The sequence below is a fragment of the Limnoglobus roseus genome, assembly GCF_008254045.1.
In the GTDB taxonomy this organism is placed as follows: Bacteria; Planctomycetota; Planctomycetia; order Gemmatales; family Gemmataceae; genus Limnoglobus; species Limnoglobus roseus.
This window is the reverse complement of the sequence record NZ_CP042425.1, coordinates 9187698-9206030: the sequence shown is the minus strand read 5'-3', so window position 1 is coordinate 9206030 and position 18333 is coordinate 9187698. Positions and strand designations below refer to the sequence as shown.

The 18333-nt window shown below is 66.2% G+C and carries 17 protein-coding genes; 9 read left to right on the top strand and 8 right to left on the bottom strand.

The window, feature by feature from the left end; genetic code table 11:
• Window positions 1-26: 26 nt before the first annotated feature.
• Entirely contained in the window at window positions 27-1361 is a 1335-nt protein-coding gene (locus tag PX52LOC_RS39365) for a Gfo/Idh/MocA family protein (protein WP_149115219.1), read from the top strand.
• Window positions 1362-1414: 53 nt separating this feature from the next.
• Here the strand turns inward: PX52LOC_RS39365 and PX52LOC_RS39360 are convergent, their stop codons facing one another.
• The 5 genes from PX52LOC_RS39360 to PX52LOC_RS39340 all read right to left on the bottom strand — a co-directional run bounded on the left by PX52LOC_RS39360 (window position 1415) and on the right by PX52LOC_RS39340 (window position 6148).
• Window positions 1415-1921, bottom strand: coding sequence for a hypothetical protein (locus PX52LOC_RS39360; protein ID WP_149115218.1), 507 nt, complete (start codon window positions 1919-1921; stop codon window positions 1415-1417).
• Window positions 1922-2048: 127 nt separating this feature from the next.
• A complete protein-coding gene (locus PX52LOC_RS39355; RefSeq protein ID WP_149115217.1) occupies window positions 2049-3029 on the bottom strand; it encodes a prenyltransferase/squalene oxidase repeat-containing protein in 981 nt (326 codons plus the stop codon).
• A gap of 100 nt (window positions 3030-3129) precedes the next feature.
• Complete coding sequence (locus PX52LOC_RS39350; RefSeq protein WP_149115216.1) at window positions 3130-4416, bottom strand: DUF1501 domain-containing protein; 1287 nt, start codon at window positions 4414-4416, stop codon at window positions 3130-3132.
• Window positions 4417-4670: 254 nt separating this feature from the next.
• Window positions 4671-5021 carry a hypothetical protein gene (locus PX52LOC_RS39345; RefSeq protein WP_149115215.1) on the bottom strand — a complete coding sequence of 117 codons (351 nt, stop codon included), beginning with the start codon at window positions 5019-5021 and terminating at the stop codon, window positions 4671-4673.
• Window positions 5022-5032: 11 nt separating this feature from the next.
• Window positions 5033-6148: a C2 family cysteine protease gene (locus PX52LOC_RS39340; protein WP_168219491.1), complete on the bottom strand. Its 1116-nt coding sequence runs from the start codon at window positions 6146-6148 to the stop codon at window positions 5033-5035.
• Between the two features lie 122 nt (window positions 6149-6270).
• Between PX52LOC_RS39340 and PX52LOC_RS39335 the strand changes: the two genes are divergently transcribed.
• From PX52LOC_RS39335 to PX52LOC_RS39300, 8 genes are all read left to right on the top strand, one after another.
• Complete coding sequence (locus PX52LOC_RS39335; RefSeq protein ID WP_149115213.1) at window positions 6271-7299, top strand: AAA family ATPase; 1029 nt, start codon at window positions 6271-6273, stop codon at window positions 7297-7299.
• Between the two features lie 72 nt (window positions 7300-7371).
• Window positions 7372-7872, top strand: a complete 501-nt coding sequence (locus PX52LOC_RS39330) for an adenylyltransferase/cytidyltransferase family protein (RefSeq protein ID WP_218575246.1) — start codon at window positions 7372-7374, stop codon at window positions 7870-7872.
• Window positions 7862-8356 carry a D-glycero-alpha-D-manno-heptose-1,7-bisphosphate 7-phosphatase gene (locus PX52LOC_RS39325; RefSeq protein ID WP_149115211.1) on the top strand — a complete coding sequence of 165 codons (495 nt, stop codon included), beginning with the start codon at window positions 7862-7864 and terminating at the stop codon, window positions 8354-8356. Before PX52LOC_RS39330 ends, PX52LOC_RS39325 begins: the two co-directional genes overlap by 11 nt.
• Window positions 8353-9336 carry a D-glycero-beta-D-manno-heptose-7-phosphate kinase gene (gene rfaE1, locus PX52LOC_RS39320; protein WP_149115210.1) on the top strand — a complete coding sequence of 328 codons (984 nt, stop codon included), beginning with the start codon at window positions 8353-8355 and terminating at the stop codon, window positions 9334-9336. Before PX52LOC_RS39325 ends, rfaE1 begins: the two co-directional genes overlap by 4 nt.
• Window positions 9337-9590: 254 nt before the next feature.
• Entirely contained in the window at window positions 9591-11042 is a 1452-nt protein-coding gene (locus tag PX52LOC_RS39315) for a Gfo/Idh/MocA family protein (protein WP_149115209.1), read from the top strand.
• Window positions 11043-11111: 69 nt separating this feature from the next.
• A complete protein-coding gene (locus PX52LOC_RS39310) occupies window positions 11112-12701 on the top strand; it encodes an ABC transporter permease (protein ID WP_149115208.1) in 1590 nt (529 codons plus the stop codon).
• 9 nt (window positions 12702-12710) lie between these two features.
• Window positions 12711-13640, top strand: coding sequence for a nucleotidyltransferase domain-containing protein (locus PX52LOC_RS39305; protein ID WP_149115207.1), 930 nt, complete (start codon window positions 12711-12713; stop codon window positions 13638-13640).
• Window positions 13637-14419: a nucleotidyltransferase domain-containing protein gene (locus PX52LOC_RS39300; protein WP_149115206.1), complete on the top strand. Its 783-nt coding sequence runs from the start codon at window positions 13637-13639 to the stop codon at window positions 14417-14419. Before PX52LOC_RS39305 ends, PX52LOC_RS39300 begins: the two co-directional genes overlap by 4 nt.
• 332 nt (window positions 14420-14751) lie before the next feature.
• Here PX52LOC_RS39300 and PX52LOC_RS39295 read toward each other — a convergent pair whose 3' ends face one another.
• The 3 genes from PX52LOC_RS39295 to PX52LOC_RS39285 all read right to left on the bottom strand — a co-directional run bounded on the left by PX52LOC_RS39295 (window position 14752) and on the right by PX52LOC_RS39285 (window position 18034).
• Entirely contained in the window at window positions 14752-15714 is a 963-nt protein-coding gene (locus PX52LOC_RS39295; protein ID WP_149115205.1) for a sulfotransferase family protein, read from the bottom strand.
• Between the two features lie 122 nt (window positions 15715-15836).
• Window positions 15837-16577, bottom strand: a complete 741-nt coding sequence (locus PX52LOC_RS39290) for a CDP-alcohol phosphatidyltransferase family protein (protein ID WP_149115204.1) — start codon at window positions 16575-16577, stop codon at window positions 15837-15839.
• Window positions 16578-16585: 8 nt separating this feature from the next.
• A complete protein-coding gene (locus PX52LOC_RS39285) occupies window positions 16586-18034 on the bottom strand; it encodes an APC family permease (RefSeq protein ID WP_149115203.1) in 1449 nt (482 codons plus the stop codon).
• Between the last annotated feature and the right edge of the window lie 299 nt (window positions 18035-18333).

The window sequence follows — 18333 nt, the reverse complement described above, 5'->3', positions numbered from 1 at the left end:
TCCCGTTTCCCCTTCGGAGGACTGTCATGCCCCGGCCCACCCGCCGCACGTTCGGTGCGGCCGTCGCGCTCACCGCCGCCGCGTACTCGCGCGTCCTCGGGGCGAACGACAAGGTTCGCCTCGGCGTCATCGGCGTCGGCAACCGCGGCGACCAACTCCTCGACGCATTCACGGTGAACCTCGACTGCGAGATCGTCGCCCTGTGCGACGTGTACGAACCGTACCTGCCGGCCGCGAACAAGAAGGTCGGCGGCGCGGCCACGGTTTTCAAAGAGTACCGCAAGTTGCTCGACGAGAAGTCGATCGACGCCGCGGTGATCGCCACGCCGGACCACTGGCACGCCCTGCAATTCGTGGACGCCTGCCGGGCGGGGAAGGACGTATACGTCGAGAAGCCGTTGAGCCTGACCATCGGCGAGGGCCGCCGCATGTGCCAGGTGGCGGCCGAGACGAAGCGCGTCACGCAGGTCGGGCTTCACCGCCGCAGCACACCGTACGTGCAAGAGGCGGTGAAGATGATCCGCGACGGGTTCATCGGCCAAGTGACGCTCGCGAAGAGTTACATGCACCGCAACGAGACGCCGATGGGCATCGGCAACCCCGCCGACGGCGACCCGCCGCCCGGCCTCGACTGGGACACGTGGCTCGGCCCGGCCCCGAAGGCGGCGTTCAACGCGAACAAGTGCCTGTACAAGTTCCGCTGGTTCTCGAACTACTCCGGCGGACAACTCACGAACATGGGCACCCACTACCTCGACATCATCCAGTGGGCGCTCGGCCAGGACGCACCGAAGGGCGTGGACTGCCTCGGCGGCAAGTACGCCGTGACCGACAACCGCGACATCCCCGACACGATGGAAGCCGTCTGGGAGTACGACAACTGCCTTGCGACGTTCACGCAGGTGAACGCCAACGGGGCGGCGGCGAACCTCCGCGGCTGGAACATGGAGTTCCGCGGCACCCTCGGCACGATGCTCATTTCCGACGGCGATCAGGGGTACGAGATCATTCCCGAGAAGATGCGACTGGAAGAGATTCCCGCCCTCAGCCCGACCGCGCGGGAGTCGAACACGAGGCAGGGTCGGGCGGTCAAGGCTACGCAGGTACACCCGGCGAAGAAAGGCCCGTCCGACACGGCCTCCCACGCCCGCAACTTCCTCGATTGCGTGAAGTCGCGGGCCGTCACGAACTGCCCGGTGGAAGTCGGCCACCGTTCGACGACGGCAACACTGCTGGCGAAACTGGCCCTCGAACGCAAGCGCTACCTCGCCTGGGACGCGAAGGCCGAGCGCGTGACGAACGACGAGGACGCGAACAAGCTGTTGACCTACGAGTACCGCAATCCGTGGGTGTTGGGCTAAAACGACGCAGCCCGCGGAACGAGTCCGCGGGCTGCGTGGGGAGAGGGCATCGCTTACAGGCCGACTTGCTTCTTCAGGTCGGCCAACTTCGCCTTCACCTGCTCGTGCGCGGCCTTGAACTTTTCCCCGCCCGCAGCCGTCTTGGCCTCGTCGATCGCCTTCTTCAGCGTGTCGCGTGCGGCGTCGGCATTCTTCTTCGCGTCGCCGCTCAGCGTCTTGATCTTGTCGTCGATCGCCTTCAGGTCGGCCGTCGTCGCGTCGTCCACGGCCTTCTTGTCGGCCGCCGTGGCTTCCTCTACTTTCTTCACGTGGGCGTCACCCTCTTTCTTGGTCGCATCGACGTGGGCGTCACCCTCTTTCTTGGTCGCATCGACGTGGGCGTCCTTTTCCTTCTTGGCCGCATCGACCTTATCGTCCTTTTCCTTCTTGGCCGCGTGTTCAGCGTCCTTCGCGTCCCTCTTGGCCTTGTCCACGGCCGGCGAGGACGAAGACGAACCGTTGCAGCCGACGGTGAAACCCAGGCCGGCGGTAAGGGCGAGTGCGAACAGGATCTTGCGCATGGGATCAACTCCGAAATCGCGAGAGAGGATACCGGGTCCGCGACCCGGTGAACCGCACGCAGTGCGTGACAGCATCAGCAAGAACGATGCGCCGGCGACGGGGTTATTCCGAAAAATGTGAAGATTCTCATTCGCGCCAGGCGGCCGCGAGTGCCACCACGGCCCAACTCGTCGCGGTCACGGAGATGAACTGATCTTTCTCGTGCGGAAAGCCGGACTCGTAATACGGTTGGATCACCGGGCTTCGCGTTTTCACGTGCCACGACCCGTCGGCGAGTTGGGTCCGCAGCAGATAATTCACACCACGGCGGTAAGCGAGTTGCTGCACCGCTTCCGTATCAACGGCCGACAGTGCGGCGAGGGCGGTCGCCGTTGCGTAGGCATCGCTCGGCAGGTCGGACTTCTGTGCCCACCCGCCGTCGAACTGTTGCGCATCGAGTAACTCCCGCACCGCCTCTTTCGTTACGCTTTCGGTTGCCCCCGCGATATGCAGCAACCGCAGGCGGTACACGCGGTCCTCGTTCTCCTTCGCCGGCGTTTGAACCGCCCAGGCGAGGGCAGCGGCCGAGCGGTTCGCAATCGCGTCCTTCTGCTTCTCAGTGCCCCATGCCTTCAGCGCGCGCACGGCCAAATAGCTCGACGTGAACGAACTCATCTGCGTCGGCGGGCGGTTCGACGATGTGGTCCAGTGCTTGCGGTCGGCGTGCCGTTGCAAGACGTACCCCGCGACGGCGGCGGTATCGTCGTCCGGCTTCTCGCCGGCAAACTCCAGCGTGTAGAGCAGCCACCCGGCCGTGTCGATCTGCCCGCCGGTGCCGGTGCCCTTGTCGAACTCCTTGCGGTTCTTCTTCACGAACTCGCGGACGTGATCGACCTGCGCCGAGCGAAGCTCCTCGTCCATCGCGAAGCCGAGTTTGCAGGCGGCGTCGAACGCGACCATCGGGTACGCCTGGTTGTGGCAGGCGAAACAGCTCTTCTTTTCGGCGTGCGTTTCGGCGGCGGCCTTCAAGAGCGGTAACGCCTTCTCGACCGATCCGCGAATCGCAGTCGGCGAGGGTTCGAGAGTCGTGGCCAGGAACAGCAGGGCGAGAGAGGTTGAGAAGGTCATGCCTTCAGTTCACGCGAAGAGAAGCCCAATAGCAATAAAAAAACACCGGCGACCCGAAAGGGTCGCCGGTGCGGAAACAGGTCGGCTGTGTGAACGAGGATCAGCCCACGAGTTCCTTGATCCACTTCGGCTTGTCGCCGGCGATGTAGTATGGGCGGCCGAGGTTGTCGCGGACGTCGGCGACTTGTTGCGGCGACGGGTCGATGCCGAGGCCCTTGTAGATCGTCGCGTACAGGTCGAGGATGTCCACCGGGCTGTCCTTGACGCCCGTGCCGTTCTCGTCGGTGGCCCCGTAAGCGACGCCGCCCTTGATGTTGCCACCGCCGACGACGACCGACCAGCATCGCGGCCAGTGGTCGCGGCCGCCGTTCTGGTTGATCTTCGGCGTGCGGCCGAAGTCGCCCATCCACACGATGACCGTGTCCTTCAGCTTGCCGCGGTCGGCCAGGTCCCGGGTCAAGGCCGACATGCCCTTGTCGAGTTCCGGCAGGCGGCGTTGCAGGGCGGCGAAGATGCCGTTGTGCATGTCCCAACCACCGAGGCTGACTTCAACCGCGGCGACGCCGGCTTCGACCAACTTCCGGGCGAGGAGGCAACCGTTACCGAACCCGGTACGGCCGTACTCTTCGCGGAGGGCGGCGGGTTCCTTGTCGAGGTTGAAGACTTCCTTGCGGCTGCTGGTGACGAGGTTCAGGGCTTTGTCGTAGACTTCCTTGTGCGCCTTGGCGGCGTCCATCGGGACGTTCGTCTTGAAGCCGCCTTCGAGCGATTCGAATAGCACCTTGCGGCGGTCCATCTGGGTCATGCTGACCGGGGCCGACACGTTTTCCGGCGGGGTGCCGGGGTTCTGCACGTTGAACGAGGCGTACTTCATGCCGAGGAAGCCGGGGCCGACCCGACCGCCGCCGACGCTGATGAAGCTCGGGATGTCGGCGTTCTTCATCGCCTCGACGTCCATCGCTTGGTAGTACGACATGACGGAGCCGATGCTCGGGAACTCGGTCAGCGGGCTGGGCGACCGGCCGGTGTTCATGAGGAACGTGCCGCGTTGGTGGTCGCCTTCGCGGGTTTGCAGCGAGCGGATGATCGACAGGTTCTTGAACTGCTTGGCGACCATCGGCAGGTGTTCGGTGATCTTCACGTCGCTGCCGGCCGCGGTGCTGATCGGCTTGTGTTCGCCGCCGTTCGCGGTGCCGGGCTTCATGTCCCAGAGGTCGATCGTGGCCGGGCCGCCGCCCATCCACAGGATGATGAGGCTCTTGTTCTTCTTCTTCAGTTCCGCGGCTTGAGCGCGGAGGCCGGTGAGGAACGACAGGCCGGGAACGGTAACAGCCGCGGCGCCGGCGGCGTGGGCCATGAAGTGTCGGCGGTCGGTGATTCCGAACATCGCAATCGTCCTCGTGGGAAGCGCCGGTTATGCCGGCAAGTGAAAGCTAAGGTGGATTATGAGATGAAACCCTGCGCCGTGCAAGAGGTTCCGCAAGGTTTCACATCTGTGGGTATGATGCGCCATCAAAGAGGGAAGTTCCCGGAAAATGCGCCCGCCTCGACAAGTCCCGCTCGCGAAGCCCCTCTCGATTGAGATTTCGCCTGACTAATTCGCCACAAGAACAGACAAACAGATGATTTGAGGCGAACCGCTTACGCATCCCATCGGGGATACCGCCACCAGTAGAGGCTGGCCCCGATCATGGCAGGAACGATCAGAGCCGTTGCGACCCAGCCCCATCGTCGCTGGCCGGACACCAGGTTTCGCGCAAAGATGGCCGCGAAGATCAGCACGATTCCAACCAGCGCGGCCACCAGCAGGCTCATGCTCCCGACTACGCCGCCCCAGATTTGAGCGCCCAAGACGTTGTAAGCTCCGTGGAGTTGCGGGTGCGACCGTTGCCACGCGAGATTTGCCCGTGCGTCCCAGAGGGCAATCTCCGTGATAACGAACTGCACGCACAGTTCGATCTGGAGCCAGGAACACCAACGATAGTTGCGCATCTTGTCCCGATCTACTTCGCCGGCTCGTTGGACTCGATCGAGAACGAGCCGAACCACATCACCGCTTCGGTCAGCGGCATGGTGAAGCGGCCGTGTTCGGTCGCATAGCCGGTCGTGAGGCCGGGCGAGCCTTTCGGCGTGTAGCGGTTGCCGAACGGGTTCCAGAACGTGACTTCGTCCGTCTTGTCGTTGAACGCGAGAACGCCGTAGGAGTGGTTGTAGTACAGCCCCGGCACGACGGTCTGTTTGCCGCCGAGGGCGGCCGTGCCGCCAACGATGAGCCGCTTGTGGCGGAACGCCTCCGTCAGTTTTCCGCGCACTTCCGCCAGCTTCTTATCCCTGGCCTCCGCGTCGAGTTTGTCTCGCTGGAAGTCTTCGCACCCGGTCCGCTTGATCGCGTGGCCGGTCAGCAGTTCCAGCGGCAGGTGCGGTGACCCGCCGACGCCGACGATGCTCAACGGCGTGACGTGGTTCGGCGTCTTCTGGCGTTCGAGGTAGATCGTGCCGACGGCCTTCTCGAACAGGACGGCCCACATGCCATCGTTGCGGTTCTGCGCGCCGATGCAGATTTCCGCGTCGGTCGGCAAGTCGAGCGTCAACTTGCGGCCGCCGAGGGACACTTCAACCTTCTCCTCCGGCAACAACTTGAACATCGCCTTGAGTCGTTGCGGATCGTTGACCGCCACGGTGCCGAGCGTCGCGAGCAGGAAGCAGTCGCCGAGGTGCCCTTGGCCGATGCACTCGACCGTTGGTTGATCCGAGACGAAGAGTTCGCGGTGGGCCGTGCGAATCCGCTCCTGGGCCGTCTTGTACATCGCCTCGTACTTGGGCGTTCCCTTCGCGGGTTCTCTCACCGCGTTGAGGATTTGCTGAAGGCTCAACGACTTGATGCCTTGCGCCCGAACCCCTCGCCGTAGTGCAGCGGCAGTCGCGGCGGCGTTCCCCTTCACCTTCGGGTCGGCGACCGCCCGCTCGACCTCGTTCGGCGAGAGTTTGCCGTCGTGGTCGGTGTCCCACGCCTCGAAGTTCTGTCGGACTTGCCCGGCGAAGTCTTGGGGAGGCTGGGCGCTCGTATTGGTGGCGAAGCAGACGGTCAATCCGATGGCAAGAATGGTCGTTCGCATCATGTTCTCGGCGGCTCTGTGTGTGGTCGAGTTCATCATAAGTCCGCCCTCGTCCCTGATCCATGATCTTCGCCTCTTCCTCTGCTAGAATGATTTTCACCCACGACACCGCGAGACGCTTCCTCATGGCTCAACCCGGTTCCCCCGCCCCCGTCGAGGCGCAGCTTATCAAAGACCTCGCGGCAACCTACGAGCGAATGTCGGAGCAGATCGGCAAGGTGATCGTCGGCCAGAAAACCGTCGTCGAACAACTCCTCATGGCGATGTTCAGCCGCGGGCACTGCTTGCTCGTAGGCGTGCCGGGGTTGGCGAAGACGCTGCTGGTGTCCACGGTCGCGAAGATTCTGCACCTGTCGTTCAAGCGGGTGCAGTTCACCCCGGACCTAATGCCGGCCGACATCACCGGCACCGACATCCTGCAAGACGACCCGGAGACCGGCCGCCGACGGTTCGTGTTCTTGCCGGGGCCGCTGTTCGCGAACATGATCCTCGCCGACGAAATCAACCGCACGCCGCCGAAGACGCAGGCCGCGCTGCTGGAGGCGATGCAGGAGCACCACGTCACCGCCGGCGGGACAACTTACCGACTGCCGGAGCCGTTCTTCGTGCTGGCCACGCAGAACCCGATCGAGCAGGAAGGGACGTACCCTCTGCCCGAGGCGCAACAAGACCGCTTCATGTTCAACATCCGCGTGGACTACCCGTCGCGGGCGGAAGAAATCCAGATCATGAAGGCGACCACCGGCACCCACAAGCCGGAACTGACGGCGATGCTCGACGCCAAGCAGATTATGCAGTTTCAACAGGTCGTCCGGCAGGTCGTGGTCGCCGACCACATCTTCGCGTACGTCGCCGACCTCGTGCGGTCCACGCGGCCCAAAGAGAAGGACGCGCCGAAGTGGGTGCCGGAACTCGTGAGTTGGGGGGCCGGCCCGCGGGCGTGTCAGTTCCTCATCCTCGGCGGCAAGACGCGGGCGATCCTGTACGGCCGCGTCCACGTCACGACCGACGACATCAAAGCCGTCGCGCTACCGGTGTTGCGGCACCGCATCATGACGACGTTCCACGCCGACGCCGACGGCATCACCACCGACGACATCATCAAGAAACTGATCGAAGCGACCCCCGTGCCGCTGGAGAAGGGGCGGCTCTGAGTTCGCCTTGCACCCCATTTCCCCCGCGTGGTACTCCTATCGGACGGACACGCCGCACCCAGGATGCCGCACATGCCCACGTGGAAGCCCCGCGAGAAGATCGTCGATTGGCCGACGCTGCTGACCGTCCGCGAGCAGTTCCGCCAAACCGGTCGCACCGTCGTCTGGACGAACGGTTGCTTCGACCTCCTGCACCCCGGCCACCTGTCGAGTCTGGCGTCGGCCCGACAACTCGGCGACCTCCTCATCGTCGGGCTGAACTCTGACGCCTCGGTGAAGGGGAACAAAGGGCCACTCAGGCCGATCCTGTCGCAAGGCGAGCGGGCCGAAATGCTGGCAGCCGTCGAGTGCGTGGACTTCGTCGTCGTGTTCGACGAGCCGACGCCGGAAGCGGCCCTCGCGAAACTGCAACCGGACGTTCACTGCAAGGGGGCCGAGTACGCCCCACCGCACGGTCGGCCGGTGCCGGAACGAGCGATCGTCGAAGGCTACGGCGGGAAGATCGCGTACCTGCCGTTGGTGGCCGGCGTCTCGACGACGGACCTGATCGCGAGAATCAACCGTGCCGCGTGACGGCGTGCTGCTCCTGCTCGACCGCGACGGCACGCTCATCGAGGACACCGGCTACCCGAACGACCCTGCGGCCGTGCGGTTGATCCCGAACGCGGCGACCGCGGTTCGCGAACTCGTCGGCCGCGGGTTCGTGCCGGCCGTGGTCAGCAATCAGTCGGGCCTCGCCCGCGGGAAGATTTCGCCGGAACAAGCGGTCGCCGTTCACGAGCGGTTCGTCGAGCTCTTCGCGGCGGAATCCGGCGTGCGGTTGCCGTGCTTCTACTGCCCGCACGGCCCCGACGACGGCTGCGACTGCCGCAAGCCGCGGACCGGGTTGCTGAAACATGCTGCCGAGTCGCTCGACATGGTCGGCCGCCCGGCCGTAATGATCGGCGACAAGCCGTCGGACGTGGAGGCGGGACGGGCCTTCGAGGCCACGGCTTTCCTCCTCCGCCCGGACACGGGCTGGCCCGAAATTCTGCACGCACTCGGAGACTTCGCGTGACGCCGGCTGAACTGCTCTCTCGCTTCCGCGGCTGCCCGGTGCTGGTCGTCGGCGACCTGATGCTCGACGAGTTCGTCTGGGGCAGCGTCACCCGCATCTCGCCGGAAGCGCCGGTGCCGGTCGTCGAAGTGCAGAAGCGAACCTTCGTGGCCGGCGGGGCCGCGAACACGGCCGCGAACGTCGCCGCTCTTGGCGGCACGCCGTTCCTCGCGGGGTTGGTGGGGGACGATGCGAACGGTGAGACCGTGTGCGACTTGCTCCGCGACACCGGCGTGGACGTCGGCCCGGTGGTCCGCGACAGCCGTCGGCCGACGACGACGAAGACGCGGGTCATCGCCCACAGCCAGCAGATGCTCCGCGTGGACCACGAGAAGCCGGGGGCTATCGAACGCGACCTGGAAGACGCTTTGCTGGCGCGCATCGACGCCGTGCTGCCGGGCGTGCGCGGGTGCGTGGTGTCCGACTACGGCAAGGGCGTTATCACGCCGCGGTTCGTCGGGGAACTGATCGCGAAGTGCCGCGAGGCGCGACTGCCGGTGGTCGTCGATCCGAAGGGCGTCGATTACGCGAAGTACCGCGGCGCGACGGTGGTGAAGCCGAACCAACTGGAAGCCGCGAAGGTGCTGAACCGCGACCTCCGCGACGCCGAGAGCGTGCGAACCGCCGGCCGCGACCTGGGCGAGCAACTCGACACGTCAATCCTTATCACGCAGGGTTCGGCCGGCATGTCGCTCTTCGAGCGGCACCGGCCGATGGTCCACATCCCCACACAGGCACGCGAAGTCTACGACGTGACCGGGGCCGGCGACACGGTCGCGAGTACTCTGACGCTCGCCCTCGCGGTCGGCGGTTCTCTCGAAACGGCGTGCCGCCTCGCGAGCGCGGCCGCGGCCGTGGTCGTCGGTAAGGTCGGCACGGCCACGGTGAGCGTGGACGAGCTCCGTGCGACGGCCGGCGAAGCCCGGCGACAGGCGGCGTGACGACATCAGTTGCTCCTTGGTGTCTTCTGCCCCGGCGGGGCCAAAACCGAGATTGCGTCGGCCGATCACTTCGACGGAGCGAATCCGCGTGCTGCTCGAACGGACCCCTTCCAGGATGATACGTGCGGCGAGTCGGGGATGATTTAGTACCCCCCGTTGCCCCCGCCGGCGGGCCGGCTACACTGTGAACACACCGGCGGCCTGCTGGTGCCTACCCTTTGGACTTTTCTCCTCTCTTTTAGGAACTCGTCTCCATGAGCACGCGAATGAACCGTCGCCGGTTCGTGCAACTCGGCACGGCCGGTAGCCTCGGGTACCTGTTCACCGCCCCGGCCATCTCGGTCAGCAAGGTGTACGGGGCCAACGACAAGCTCCACGTCGCCGGCATCGGCGTCGGCGGCAAGGGTTCCAGCGACATCGATCAGGCCGCGAACCTGATGGAAGTCGTCGGCCTGTGTGACGTGGACAAGGACAACCTCGGCGCGAAACTCAAGAAGTGGCCGAAGGCGAAGGGCGTGTCCGACTTCCGCAAGCTGTTCGACGACGCCGAACTGATGAAGACGGTCGACGCCTTCACCATCAGCACGCCGGACCACATGCACGCCCTGCCGGCGGCGATGGCCATGCGGGAGAAGAAGCACGTCTACGTCCAGAAGCCGCTCGCCCGCACCGTGTTCGAGAACGACCTGCTGCGGAAGATCGCCAAGCAGACCGGCGTCTGCACCCAGATGGGCAACCAGGGGTCCACGGAGAGCGGCCTCCGCCGGGCGGTCGAACTCATTCAAGAAGGCAAGATCGGCGAGGTGAAGGAAATCCACGTCTGGACGAACCGCCCGGTGTGGCCGCAGGCCCCGGTCGTGACGGCCCGCTACCCGGACGCCCCGGTGCCGGAATACCTCGACTGGCAATCGTACCTCGGGCCAGCCCCGGAACGCCCCTACGCCCACGGCCCGAACAAGGGCAAGCGGGGCTGCTACCACGACTTCAACTGGCGCGGCTGGTGGACGTTCGGTACGGGTGCGATCGGCGACATGGCCTGTCACACGGCCAACATGGCCTTCCGCGCGCTGAAGCTGCAAATGCCTTCGCACGTCTCGGCCACGGCCACCGACGTGAACCCGGAGACGTGCCCGAGTTCGGCCCACGTCACTTTCCAGTTCCCGGCCCGCGGCGACCTGCCGCCGGTGACGGCCCACTGGTACGAAGGGAAGACGAAGGAAGGCAAGAAGCTCACCCCGTCGGACGAGTGGGTGAAGAAGTGTCTGGCCATCGACACCAACCCGAAGACGAACAAGGCCCTGGTCAACAGCGGCAGCTTGGTCATCGGTTCGAAGGGGTTCGCGTATTCGCCGGACGACTACGGCGCGACCGTGTACTTCGGCACGCTCGACGGGTCGCCAGTGACGAGCACGAACAGCGGCACGAAGCCGGAGAAGCTGGCCGTGAACGGCAAGGGCGACCAGGGCCAGAAGAACGAGTGGGTCGAGGCCATCAAGGCTGGCAAGCCGGAACTGGCGTTCTCGAACTTCGAGATCGCCGCGTACCTCGCCGGGGCGTTCGTCCTCGGTAACGTGGCGATCCGCACCGGCAAGGAGTTCGACTTCAACCCGGAAACGCTGGAGTGCAAGGGCAACCCGGACGCGGCTCAGTACATCAAGTACGAGTACCGCAAGGGCTGGGACATGCTCGAAGGCAAGAAGGCGTAATCACCCCGCGGTGACAGCCGAAGCCCAGCCGCGACCGCGGCTGGGCTTTTTTCGTTCTGGTGGTGGGCAATGGTCCTGCGGCTCGTGTTCGCGTTCGTCTTCCTCGGGCCGCTCGCGTGCGTGGTGGGCGAAGTCGTGCGCACACCGACCGCGTGGCAGTCTTGGCGGGAAGCCGACCGCGTGATGTTGCTGCTGGCGAACACGGCCCTGCTCGCGCTAGCCGCGGTGCTGATCGCAGTGCCGCTTGGCACGCTGCTCGGCGTTGCGACGGAGCGCGTTCCGTTTCCCGGCCGGCGGTTCGTGCGCGGCGTGCTGTTACTCGCGCTCTTCGTGCCGCTGCCGGTGTACGCCGTGGCGTGGCAGATCGTGCTCGGCTCGTGGCTGCCGCCGCTGACGCTTGAACCGGGCGAAGTCGCATGGCGGCCGTGGAACCAGGGTTTGCTGCCGGCCGCGTGGGTCCACGGGATGGCGGCCGTGCCGTGGGTCGCGTGGATCGTGGCCGCCGGGCTGCGGCACACCGACCGCGACCTCGAAGACGAGGCGACCATGACCGGCGGGCCGACGCGACTGTTCCGCCACGTGTTGTTACCACGGGTGGCGTTGGCCGTGGCGGCGTCGGCGGGGTTCGTGGTCGCGCAGACGGCGACGGAGATCGCCGTCACCGACCCAATGATGGTGCGGACCTTCGCGGAGGAAGTCTACACGCAACTCGTCGGCTTCCCGGCCGGCGTTGCGGCGGCGGTGGCCGTCACCCTCCCCGTGTGGCTCGCGGCGTGCCGCGTGGCCGTCCTCCTTTCGAAACCCCTGGTGACGCGATTCTTCCCGACCGAATCGGTCGCCGCCGTGGGCCGTCCGCTCGCCTTCCGCCGACGGTGGTTGCCCGCGGCGTTAGCCTGGATCGCGACCGCCGTGACGGCCCTGCTCCCGCTCGCGGCCCTGCTCTGGAAGGCCGGCACCACGGCCGGCGGTTGGAGCCTCGGCAACCTCGGCACGCAGGTCGAGCGCACCGTCACGCTCTCCGGTGTCAGCATCGCGTCGGGCGCACTATCGTCGGCACTCACCGGCCTGCTCACGGCGAGCTTGGCCGCGTGGTTCTGCTGGGCGAACCGCGAACGGCCGACGCGCGTGATCGCCGCCGCCGTGACGCTCGCCCTCACGCCGGGACCTCTGATCGGTCTGGGCTTGAAGGAACTGATCGGGCACCTGCTGACGCTCGAAGAATGCGTCCTGAACTCGCTCGGCCTGTCGCTCGACTTCCCGCCGGTGCGGTCGGCGTTGTACGACCAGCCGTCGCCGCTGCCGGGCGTGTGGGCGTGTGCGATCCGCTTTTTCCCGGTGGCCGTCGCGATCCTTTACCCGGCCGTGCGTGTCATCCCGAAGGAACTCCACGAGACCGCGAAGCTAGACGGCGTCCGCCCGTGGCGGTACGTCGGCTGGCCGTTGACCCGAAGTGCCTTCGGTGCGGCCGCCGTCGCGGTTGCGGTGCTGAGCCTCGGCGAAGTGAGCGCGAGCAAGCTCGTTGTGCCGCCACACCTGACGGTGTACGTCCTCGACCTGTTCAACCAGATGCACTACGGCACCGAGGCGACCGTCGCCGCGATGTGCCTCGTGCAAGTGGCGGTGACGGGGCTGATCGTGTACCTGGCCCGTGAGATTTAGGACCGACCGATGACCGACGACACCCTCTCGACCTTCATCATCTCCGTCGGCACGCAGGTCGTGCTGCGGTTCCCGCACGTCATCCCCGGCGCGAACGCGATGAAGCCGAAGGGCAGTGTCGGCGAGGTCGTCGAGTCGCCGACGGACAACAGCCGGGCGTACCTCGTGCGGTTCCTCGACGGCCAAGAGCTTCGCGTGAAGTTCGGCGAATTGCTCGTCCGCCGGGCCGATCATTCGGTGGAAGAATCCGCCACGCCCGGCCCCGACGTGCGGCCGTTCGTCATCTATCAGGTGCTCGTCGGCTCGCGGGCATTCGGCCTCTCGACCGATTCGTCGGACGAAGACCGTCGCGGCGTCTACCTGCCGCCGGCCGACTGGAACTGGTCGCTGGTGAAGCCGCCGGAACAAGCCGAGTCGTTCGCCGATGGCGTCGAGGAAGTCCACTGGGAGATCGAGAAATTCCTGCGGTTGGCCCTCCAAGTGAACCCGAACCTGCTCGAAACGCTCTGGTCGCCGGTCGTGCTGCACCTGGACGAGACGGGACAAGAACTCCGCGACCTGCGGCCGTGCTTCCTGTCGCGGCACCTGTACCGAACCTACTCCGGGTACGTGTTGTCCCAGTTCCGGCTGATGAAGAAACGGCACGACGCGGCCGGCACCTTCAAGGCCAAGCACGCGATGCACCTGATCCGCCTGTTGCACAGCGGCATCCACGCCCTGCGGCACGGCGACATCCGCGTGGACGTGGGCGAACACCGCGAGGAGTTGCTCTCGATCCGCTCCGGGTCGTGGAGTTTCGCGGACGTGCAGAAGCGGGCGCTGGAACTCGACCGCGAGTTCCAGGCGGCCTACGAGACCACCCAACTGCCGGAGAAGCCCGACACGGAGCGAGTGAACCGCTTCCTGATCGCGGCCCGGCGAAAGCGAGCGACCCAATGACGATCAAGCACGACCTCGACTTGCCAGCCCTCGCAGCATGGGCCGACGAACGCCGGCCGCACGCCCTGTTCTGGACGATCAGCGGCGCACACCTGTACGGCTTCCCGTCGGTCGATTCCGACGTGGACGTCCGCGGCGCGTTCCTCACGCCGACGCGCGACCTCCTCGGCCTTTCGCGGCCGGCAGACACGCACGAGAAGACGGAGGTGTTCGCCGGGCGGGAAGTCGACTTCGTCGCGCACGAGGCGGCGAAGTTGTTCGCACTCTTGGCGAAGGGGAACGGCAACGCGCTGGAGGCCGTCTTCTCGCCGCTGGTTGCGGGCGGTGAAGCGTTGCTCGCGCAACTGCGGCCGATTGCGGCGAAGGCGGCGTGTCGGGCGAGCGTTCACCACTACCGCGGCTTCTACCAGTCGCAGCGGAAGCAGTTCGAGAAGGACGACCCGAAGAAGGTGAAGACGCTGCTATACGCCTACCGCACGGTGCTGACCGGCATCCACCTGATGCGCACCGGCGAGGTGATCGCTCACCTGCCGACGCTGAACGAGGTTTTCCGACTGCCGTTCGTGCCGGAGTTGATCGCCCGCAAGCAGTCGGCCGAGTTCGGAACGCTCACGGCCGTCGATCTTGACTTCCACAAGTGGGAGTTGGACCGGCTGGAAGCAGACTTGGAAGCGGCTCACGCAGAGAGTTCGTTGCCGGAGACGGGGCCGTTCGTGGCGCTGGACCGATTGCTGGTGGAGTTGCGATTAGGCGAGGCTAAGGATTCGATCGGGATTTGAGACGATTGGTCTGAGTTGAAGTAGAAACCCGCGGCGTGTTCTCGGACGAACCCCACTCAACATCCGCCCAGACTGAATGGGATCTGAGACGAGAACACGACCGCGGATTCTGGTGGACCATATCGCAACCCGAATGCCAGTTCGCGAGAATCGCAAAAGGGCTTCTTTTCTCGATAGAAGTGACGATCGACGGTGTGGTGTGGTGTCCGGGCGACGGTCACGGTGAGTGGCTGACGACCACCATCGGTGTCCTGGGAGAAGGTTCTGGCAGGGCAACTTCCACACCCGCGTTTGCCGCCCGCGATGGCCGAGGTGCGGCTCGGTGGTCCGTCTCACGAGCCAGCCGCGTAGCCGAACTCGCGGTAGTAATCGTGTAATCGGGCGGTGAGCGCGGGCCGGAGGCGCTCGACTTCGGGGAGCAAGGACCCGCCGCGAGGAGCGATCACGGCCGACATGTCGGGGACGCCGACTGTGTCGAGGCCGAGCCAGCCGAGAATCCCCGCCAGCGTTTCGTTCGGGCGGGCGCACAGGTCTTCGTACCGGACGTCGAAGCAGTCGCCACGGGGCAGGGCGGCCCGGTCGCGGGCCGCGGCCTGAACGCCCGTGACCAACCCGCGGGCCAGCAGTCGTGCTCCGAGGCCGTGGCCCGGCCCGAATAGCCAGCGGGCCGGGCGCAGCGCGAGCGGCCGGCGGAACAGTTGCCCGTACCGCGGGGTGAGCATGGCGAGGTAGGCGTTCCGTGCCGCCAGCATTGTCCGCCCGGCATTCACCTGCGAGTTCAGCGTCCGCGCTGGGTCGCGGTGCAGGAACAGGAACTTCGACCGCGGGTAGTGCTGCTTGGCGAACTGCGATCGGCCGAAGTCCCACGGGTTCTTGAGCAAGAGCGGCCGGCCGGCTTCGCCGGTGAACTGCACTTTCTGGCACAAGGCGGTGAACCGCTTGAGGTTCGCGGGCCGCAACCGCGGCGGGCCGGGGTCGGCGATCACGAAGCCGTACTCCTCCGGCAAGTCCGGCGTCACCCGTACCCCGTCGATGACCCGGTCGAAGACCCCGGCGGCCCGGAACTGTTCCGCGAGTTCCCCCTTCGCCCGGGCGGTCTCGCCGGCGAGGTGGCGGGCGAGGATTTGGCGGTAGCGGAGGACGTGGTACGCGGTAACCCCGTTGAAACGGTGCGTCGCGAGGAGCAACGAGTAGAGGAGCGTCGTCCCGCTACGGTGTGCGCCGGTGATGAACACCGGCTCGACCGGGATGCCGGCCAATCGGGGCAGGTGCGGGGCGTCGGGATGGTGGTCCACGGGCGGTGCCCTGGGTGAGCGAAGTCCGCGACCCGCGGTCGCATACTCCTGTCATACGCTCGTGATAACGGGCCGGCCCGTTGACCCGGCTCAAGCGGGGCGGTTCCGCTCCAACAGCTTCGTCAGGGCGGCGTCCTTGCGACAACCCTCCGCAGGGACATCGCCCAGGCTGAGCCGAGGTAGAAGGCCGGATAGAGCAGCGACACTCGAACCAGGGTGCGGAACAACTCCTCGTCCCAATCGAGGGCCAGGGCCGCCGAGAGCAACACCGCCCACGGCAGGCTGAGCAACAGCATCACGCGGTTGATTCGCCCCGGTTGTGTCGGGTATGCGTATCGACTCGGGACGAACGTCAGTATGGCCAGGCTCAGAATCACGCCAACGCCCCATCCGCCCGTGACCGGCAGCGCGTACAGGTAGAAGGCGACGATGTTCCAGTACGACGGGAAGCCGAGGAACGCGCCGTCCTCGGTTTTGATGTCCGACTGGCAGAACCCGTAGGCACTGGCGACGAGGGCCGCGAGCAGGACCCACCGACAGCCTTCCGGGAGCAGCCCGGCCCGATCGATCAGCAGCAGCGGCAGGCAGGTGTACATGAGGAAATCGACGAGGTCGTCGAGCCGGCGGCCGTCGAATCCGGGGACCGCCTCCTTGATGCGAACGGCCCGGGCCAGGGTGCCGTCCGTGGCGTCGACGATCACGGCCACGAGCATGAGCAAGAAACAGGTCCGGTAGGTTTCCGTCGTTCGCTCGGTTTGAAGCAAGAGGGACACGACCCCCGCCGCGAGCAACAGCCCGCAGCCGGTGTAGGCGTGGACGGCCCAGCCGAGGCACTTCCGAACCCGCGAGACCGGAGGCGGCATTTCCCCGCTCATCGGACGATCCCCCGACGCACCACCCGGTAGACGACGACTCCCGCGACCAAGAGGACGCCACTGTAGAGCACCGCCCCGTAGCGCTCGTACCATTCCGATCCGTAGAGCTGCTCGCGCGGCCAACCGATGTTCAGGATCAATGCGAACCCCCACCCGACGGCCAGCACGTTGACCGGCAAGCCCCAGCAGCCCAGGTACGAATCACCCGTTGACACCCGGCCGCGGAGGCGGTTCACCAGCAGTGAGCCGGTCGTGAGCAGGTACGCCAGATTCGACCAGACGATGCTGACGCACACCAGGGCCGTTATCAACCTCTCGGCGTTCCAGTTGACCACGAGCAAGGCACAGCCGAGGACGCCAACGACGATGGCCGCAACGTGGGGCGTCCGGTGTTCCGGGTGAACGCGGCCCAGCCGGGAGGCGAAGGGGATGGCCCGGTCGCGGGCCATCGCGAAGAGGATGCGGGACGTGATCGCGTGAACGGCCAGCGTGCAGATGAACGCCGCGAGAGCCGCCGCCGCAACGAAGACCGATCCCCGCGTTTCCCCCAACACCTGCGTGATGAGGTACGGCAGGCCGCCCGCCCCGTCGGACAGAAGCGGGTCGGCGAGGTCCGGGGCACTCACCAGGGCACCAATGAGGAGGAGCGCACCGAGGCCGGCCGCGGCTAGCAGTGCCTGAAGGATGGCCCGCGGCGCTCGACGGCGCGGGTCGATCGTCTCCTCGGACAGGGTTCCCGCTGTGTCGAACCCGTACATCACGTAAGCCGCCATCACCGCCGCGGTGAGGAACGGCCCGACGGTGCCGAAGCCGGCCGTCGATCCGGGGATTCCCACGTCCAGCACGACGGCCGGGCCGCGAACGGCGTGCCCGAGCAGCAAGGCAATGAGCGCCAGCGCGGCGACCAGTTCCACCACGACGCCGGTAGTCATCAGGAGCGCGAGCCAGCGCGTGCCGAGGACGTTGAAGAACGTACTCAGCGCGATCAGCACGATCCCGAGAAGGGCGGCGTTGCGGGCCGGCGTGTCGAGTATTTGGAACCCCGGCCAGAGTGCCGGCAGCGTGATTTGCCACGCCAGCGCGACCGCCGCCAGGGTCACGACGAGGGAAGCCAGGTAGACCCAGCCGATGAGCCACCCCAGAACCGGGGAGCCGGACCGGGTGGCCCAGGCGTAGATGCCGCCGCAAAACGGGTACCGGCGGGCGAGTTCGGCGAAGCAGAGGGCCAGGCAGAACTGCCCCGCGAACACTACCGGCCACGTCCAGAAGAACGCCGGCCCGGCTTCGCGGTAGCCGAGGTGGAAGTTCTGGACGATGCCGGTGAGGATCGAAAGGTACGAGAAGCCGGCGGCGAAGGCGGCGAAGCTGCCGAGTCCGCGGCGGAACTGCGGGACGTAGCCGGCTCGCGTCAGATCGCGGTCGTCGGCCTCGGCGGGTTTGGGCATGGGGCGAACGGTTCGGGGAAACGCGGCCGGGTCGTTTCCGTTGTTTAGCGAATTCGGGCCGTGCGGGGTACCGGGCTGGGGCCGTTTACCCAAAAAGCTCAGGACGTGTCCGGAACACGGACCGCTCCGCTCCCCGGCCGGCGGGTGGCGTTACTTCGGCGGCACCCGGTAGACCACGGCCGTTCTGGTTCGCCCGTCATCGTTCGCTCCGGCTGACCCGGCCGGGAGCCACCTTCGCGATCATCAGGTCATCCCGTTGCTCGACATCCGCCTCGATCGGCACGCGGTCACAGACGTGG

What these genes read in the sequence shown, in the direction of transcription:
- PX52LOC_RS39365 (WP_149115219.1), top strand. Translation starts at nt 27, where the DNA reads ATGCCCCGGCCCACCCGCCGCACGTTCGGTGCGGCCGTCGCGCTCACC.
- PX52LOC_RS39360 (WP_149115218.1), bottom strand. Translation starts at nt 1,921, where the DNA reads ATGCGCAAGATCCTGTTCGCACTCGCCCTTACCGCCGGCCTGGGTTTC.
- PX52LOC_RS39355 (WP_149115217.1), bottom strand. Translation starts at nt 3,029, where the DNA reads ATGACCTTCTCAACCTCTCTCGCCCTGCTGTTCCTGGCCACGACTCTC.
- PX52LOC_RS39350 (WP_149115216.1), bottom strand. Translation starts at nt 4,416, where the DNA reads ATGTTCGGAATCACCGACCGCCGACACTTCATGGCCCACGCCGCCGGC.
- PX52LOC_RS39345 (WP_149115215.1), bottom strand. Translation starts at nt 5,021, where the DNA reads ATGCGCAACTATCGTTGGTGTTCCTGGCTCCAGATCGAACTGTGCGTG.
- PX52LOC_RS39340 (WP_168219491.1), bottom strand. Translation starts at nt 6,148, where the DNA reads ATGATGCGAACGACCATTCTTGCCATCGGATTGACCGTCTGCTTCGCC.
- PX52LOC_RS39335 (WP_149115213.1), top strand. Translation starts at nt 6,271, where the DNA reads ATGGCTCAACCCGGTTCCCCCGCCCCCGTCGAGGCGCAGCTTATCAAA.
- PX52LOC_RS39330 (WP_218575246.1), top strand. Translation starts at nt 7,372, where the DNA reads ATGCCCACGTGGAAGCCCCGCGAGAAGATCGTCGATTGGCCGACGCTG.
- PX52LOC_RS39315 (WP_149115209.1), top strand. Translation starts at nt 9,591, where the DNA reads ATGAGCACGCGAATGAACCGTCGCCGGTTCGTGCAACTCGGCACGGCC.
- PX52LOC_RS39310 (WP_149115208.1), top strand. Translation starts at nt 11,112, where the DNA reads ATGGTCCTGCGGCTCGTGTTCGCGTTCGTCTTCCTCGGGCCGCTCGCG.
- PX52LOC_RS39305 (WP_149115207.1), top strand. Translation starts at nt 12,711, where the DNA reads ATGACCGACGACACCCTCTCGACCTTCATCATCTCCGTCGGCACGCAG.
- PX52LOC_RS39300 (WP_149115206.1), top strand. Translation starts at nt 13,637, where the DNA reads ATGACGATCAAGCACGACCTCGACTTGCCAGCCCTCGCAGCATGGGCC.
- PX52LOC_RS39290 (WP_149115204.1), bottom strand. Translation starts at nt 16,577, where the DNA reads ATGCCGCCTCCGGTCTCGCGGGTTCGGAAGTGCCTCGGCTGGGCCGTC.
- PX52LOC_RS39285 (WP_149115203.1), bottom strand. Translation starts at nt 18,034, where the DNA reads ATGCCCAAACCCGCCGAGGCCGACGACCGCGATCTGACGCGAGCCGGC.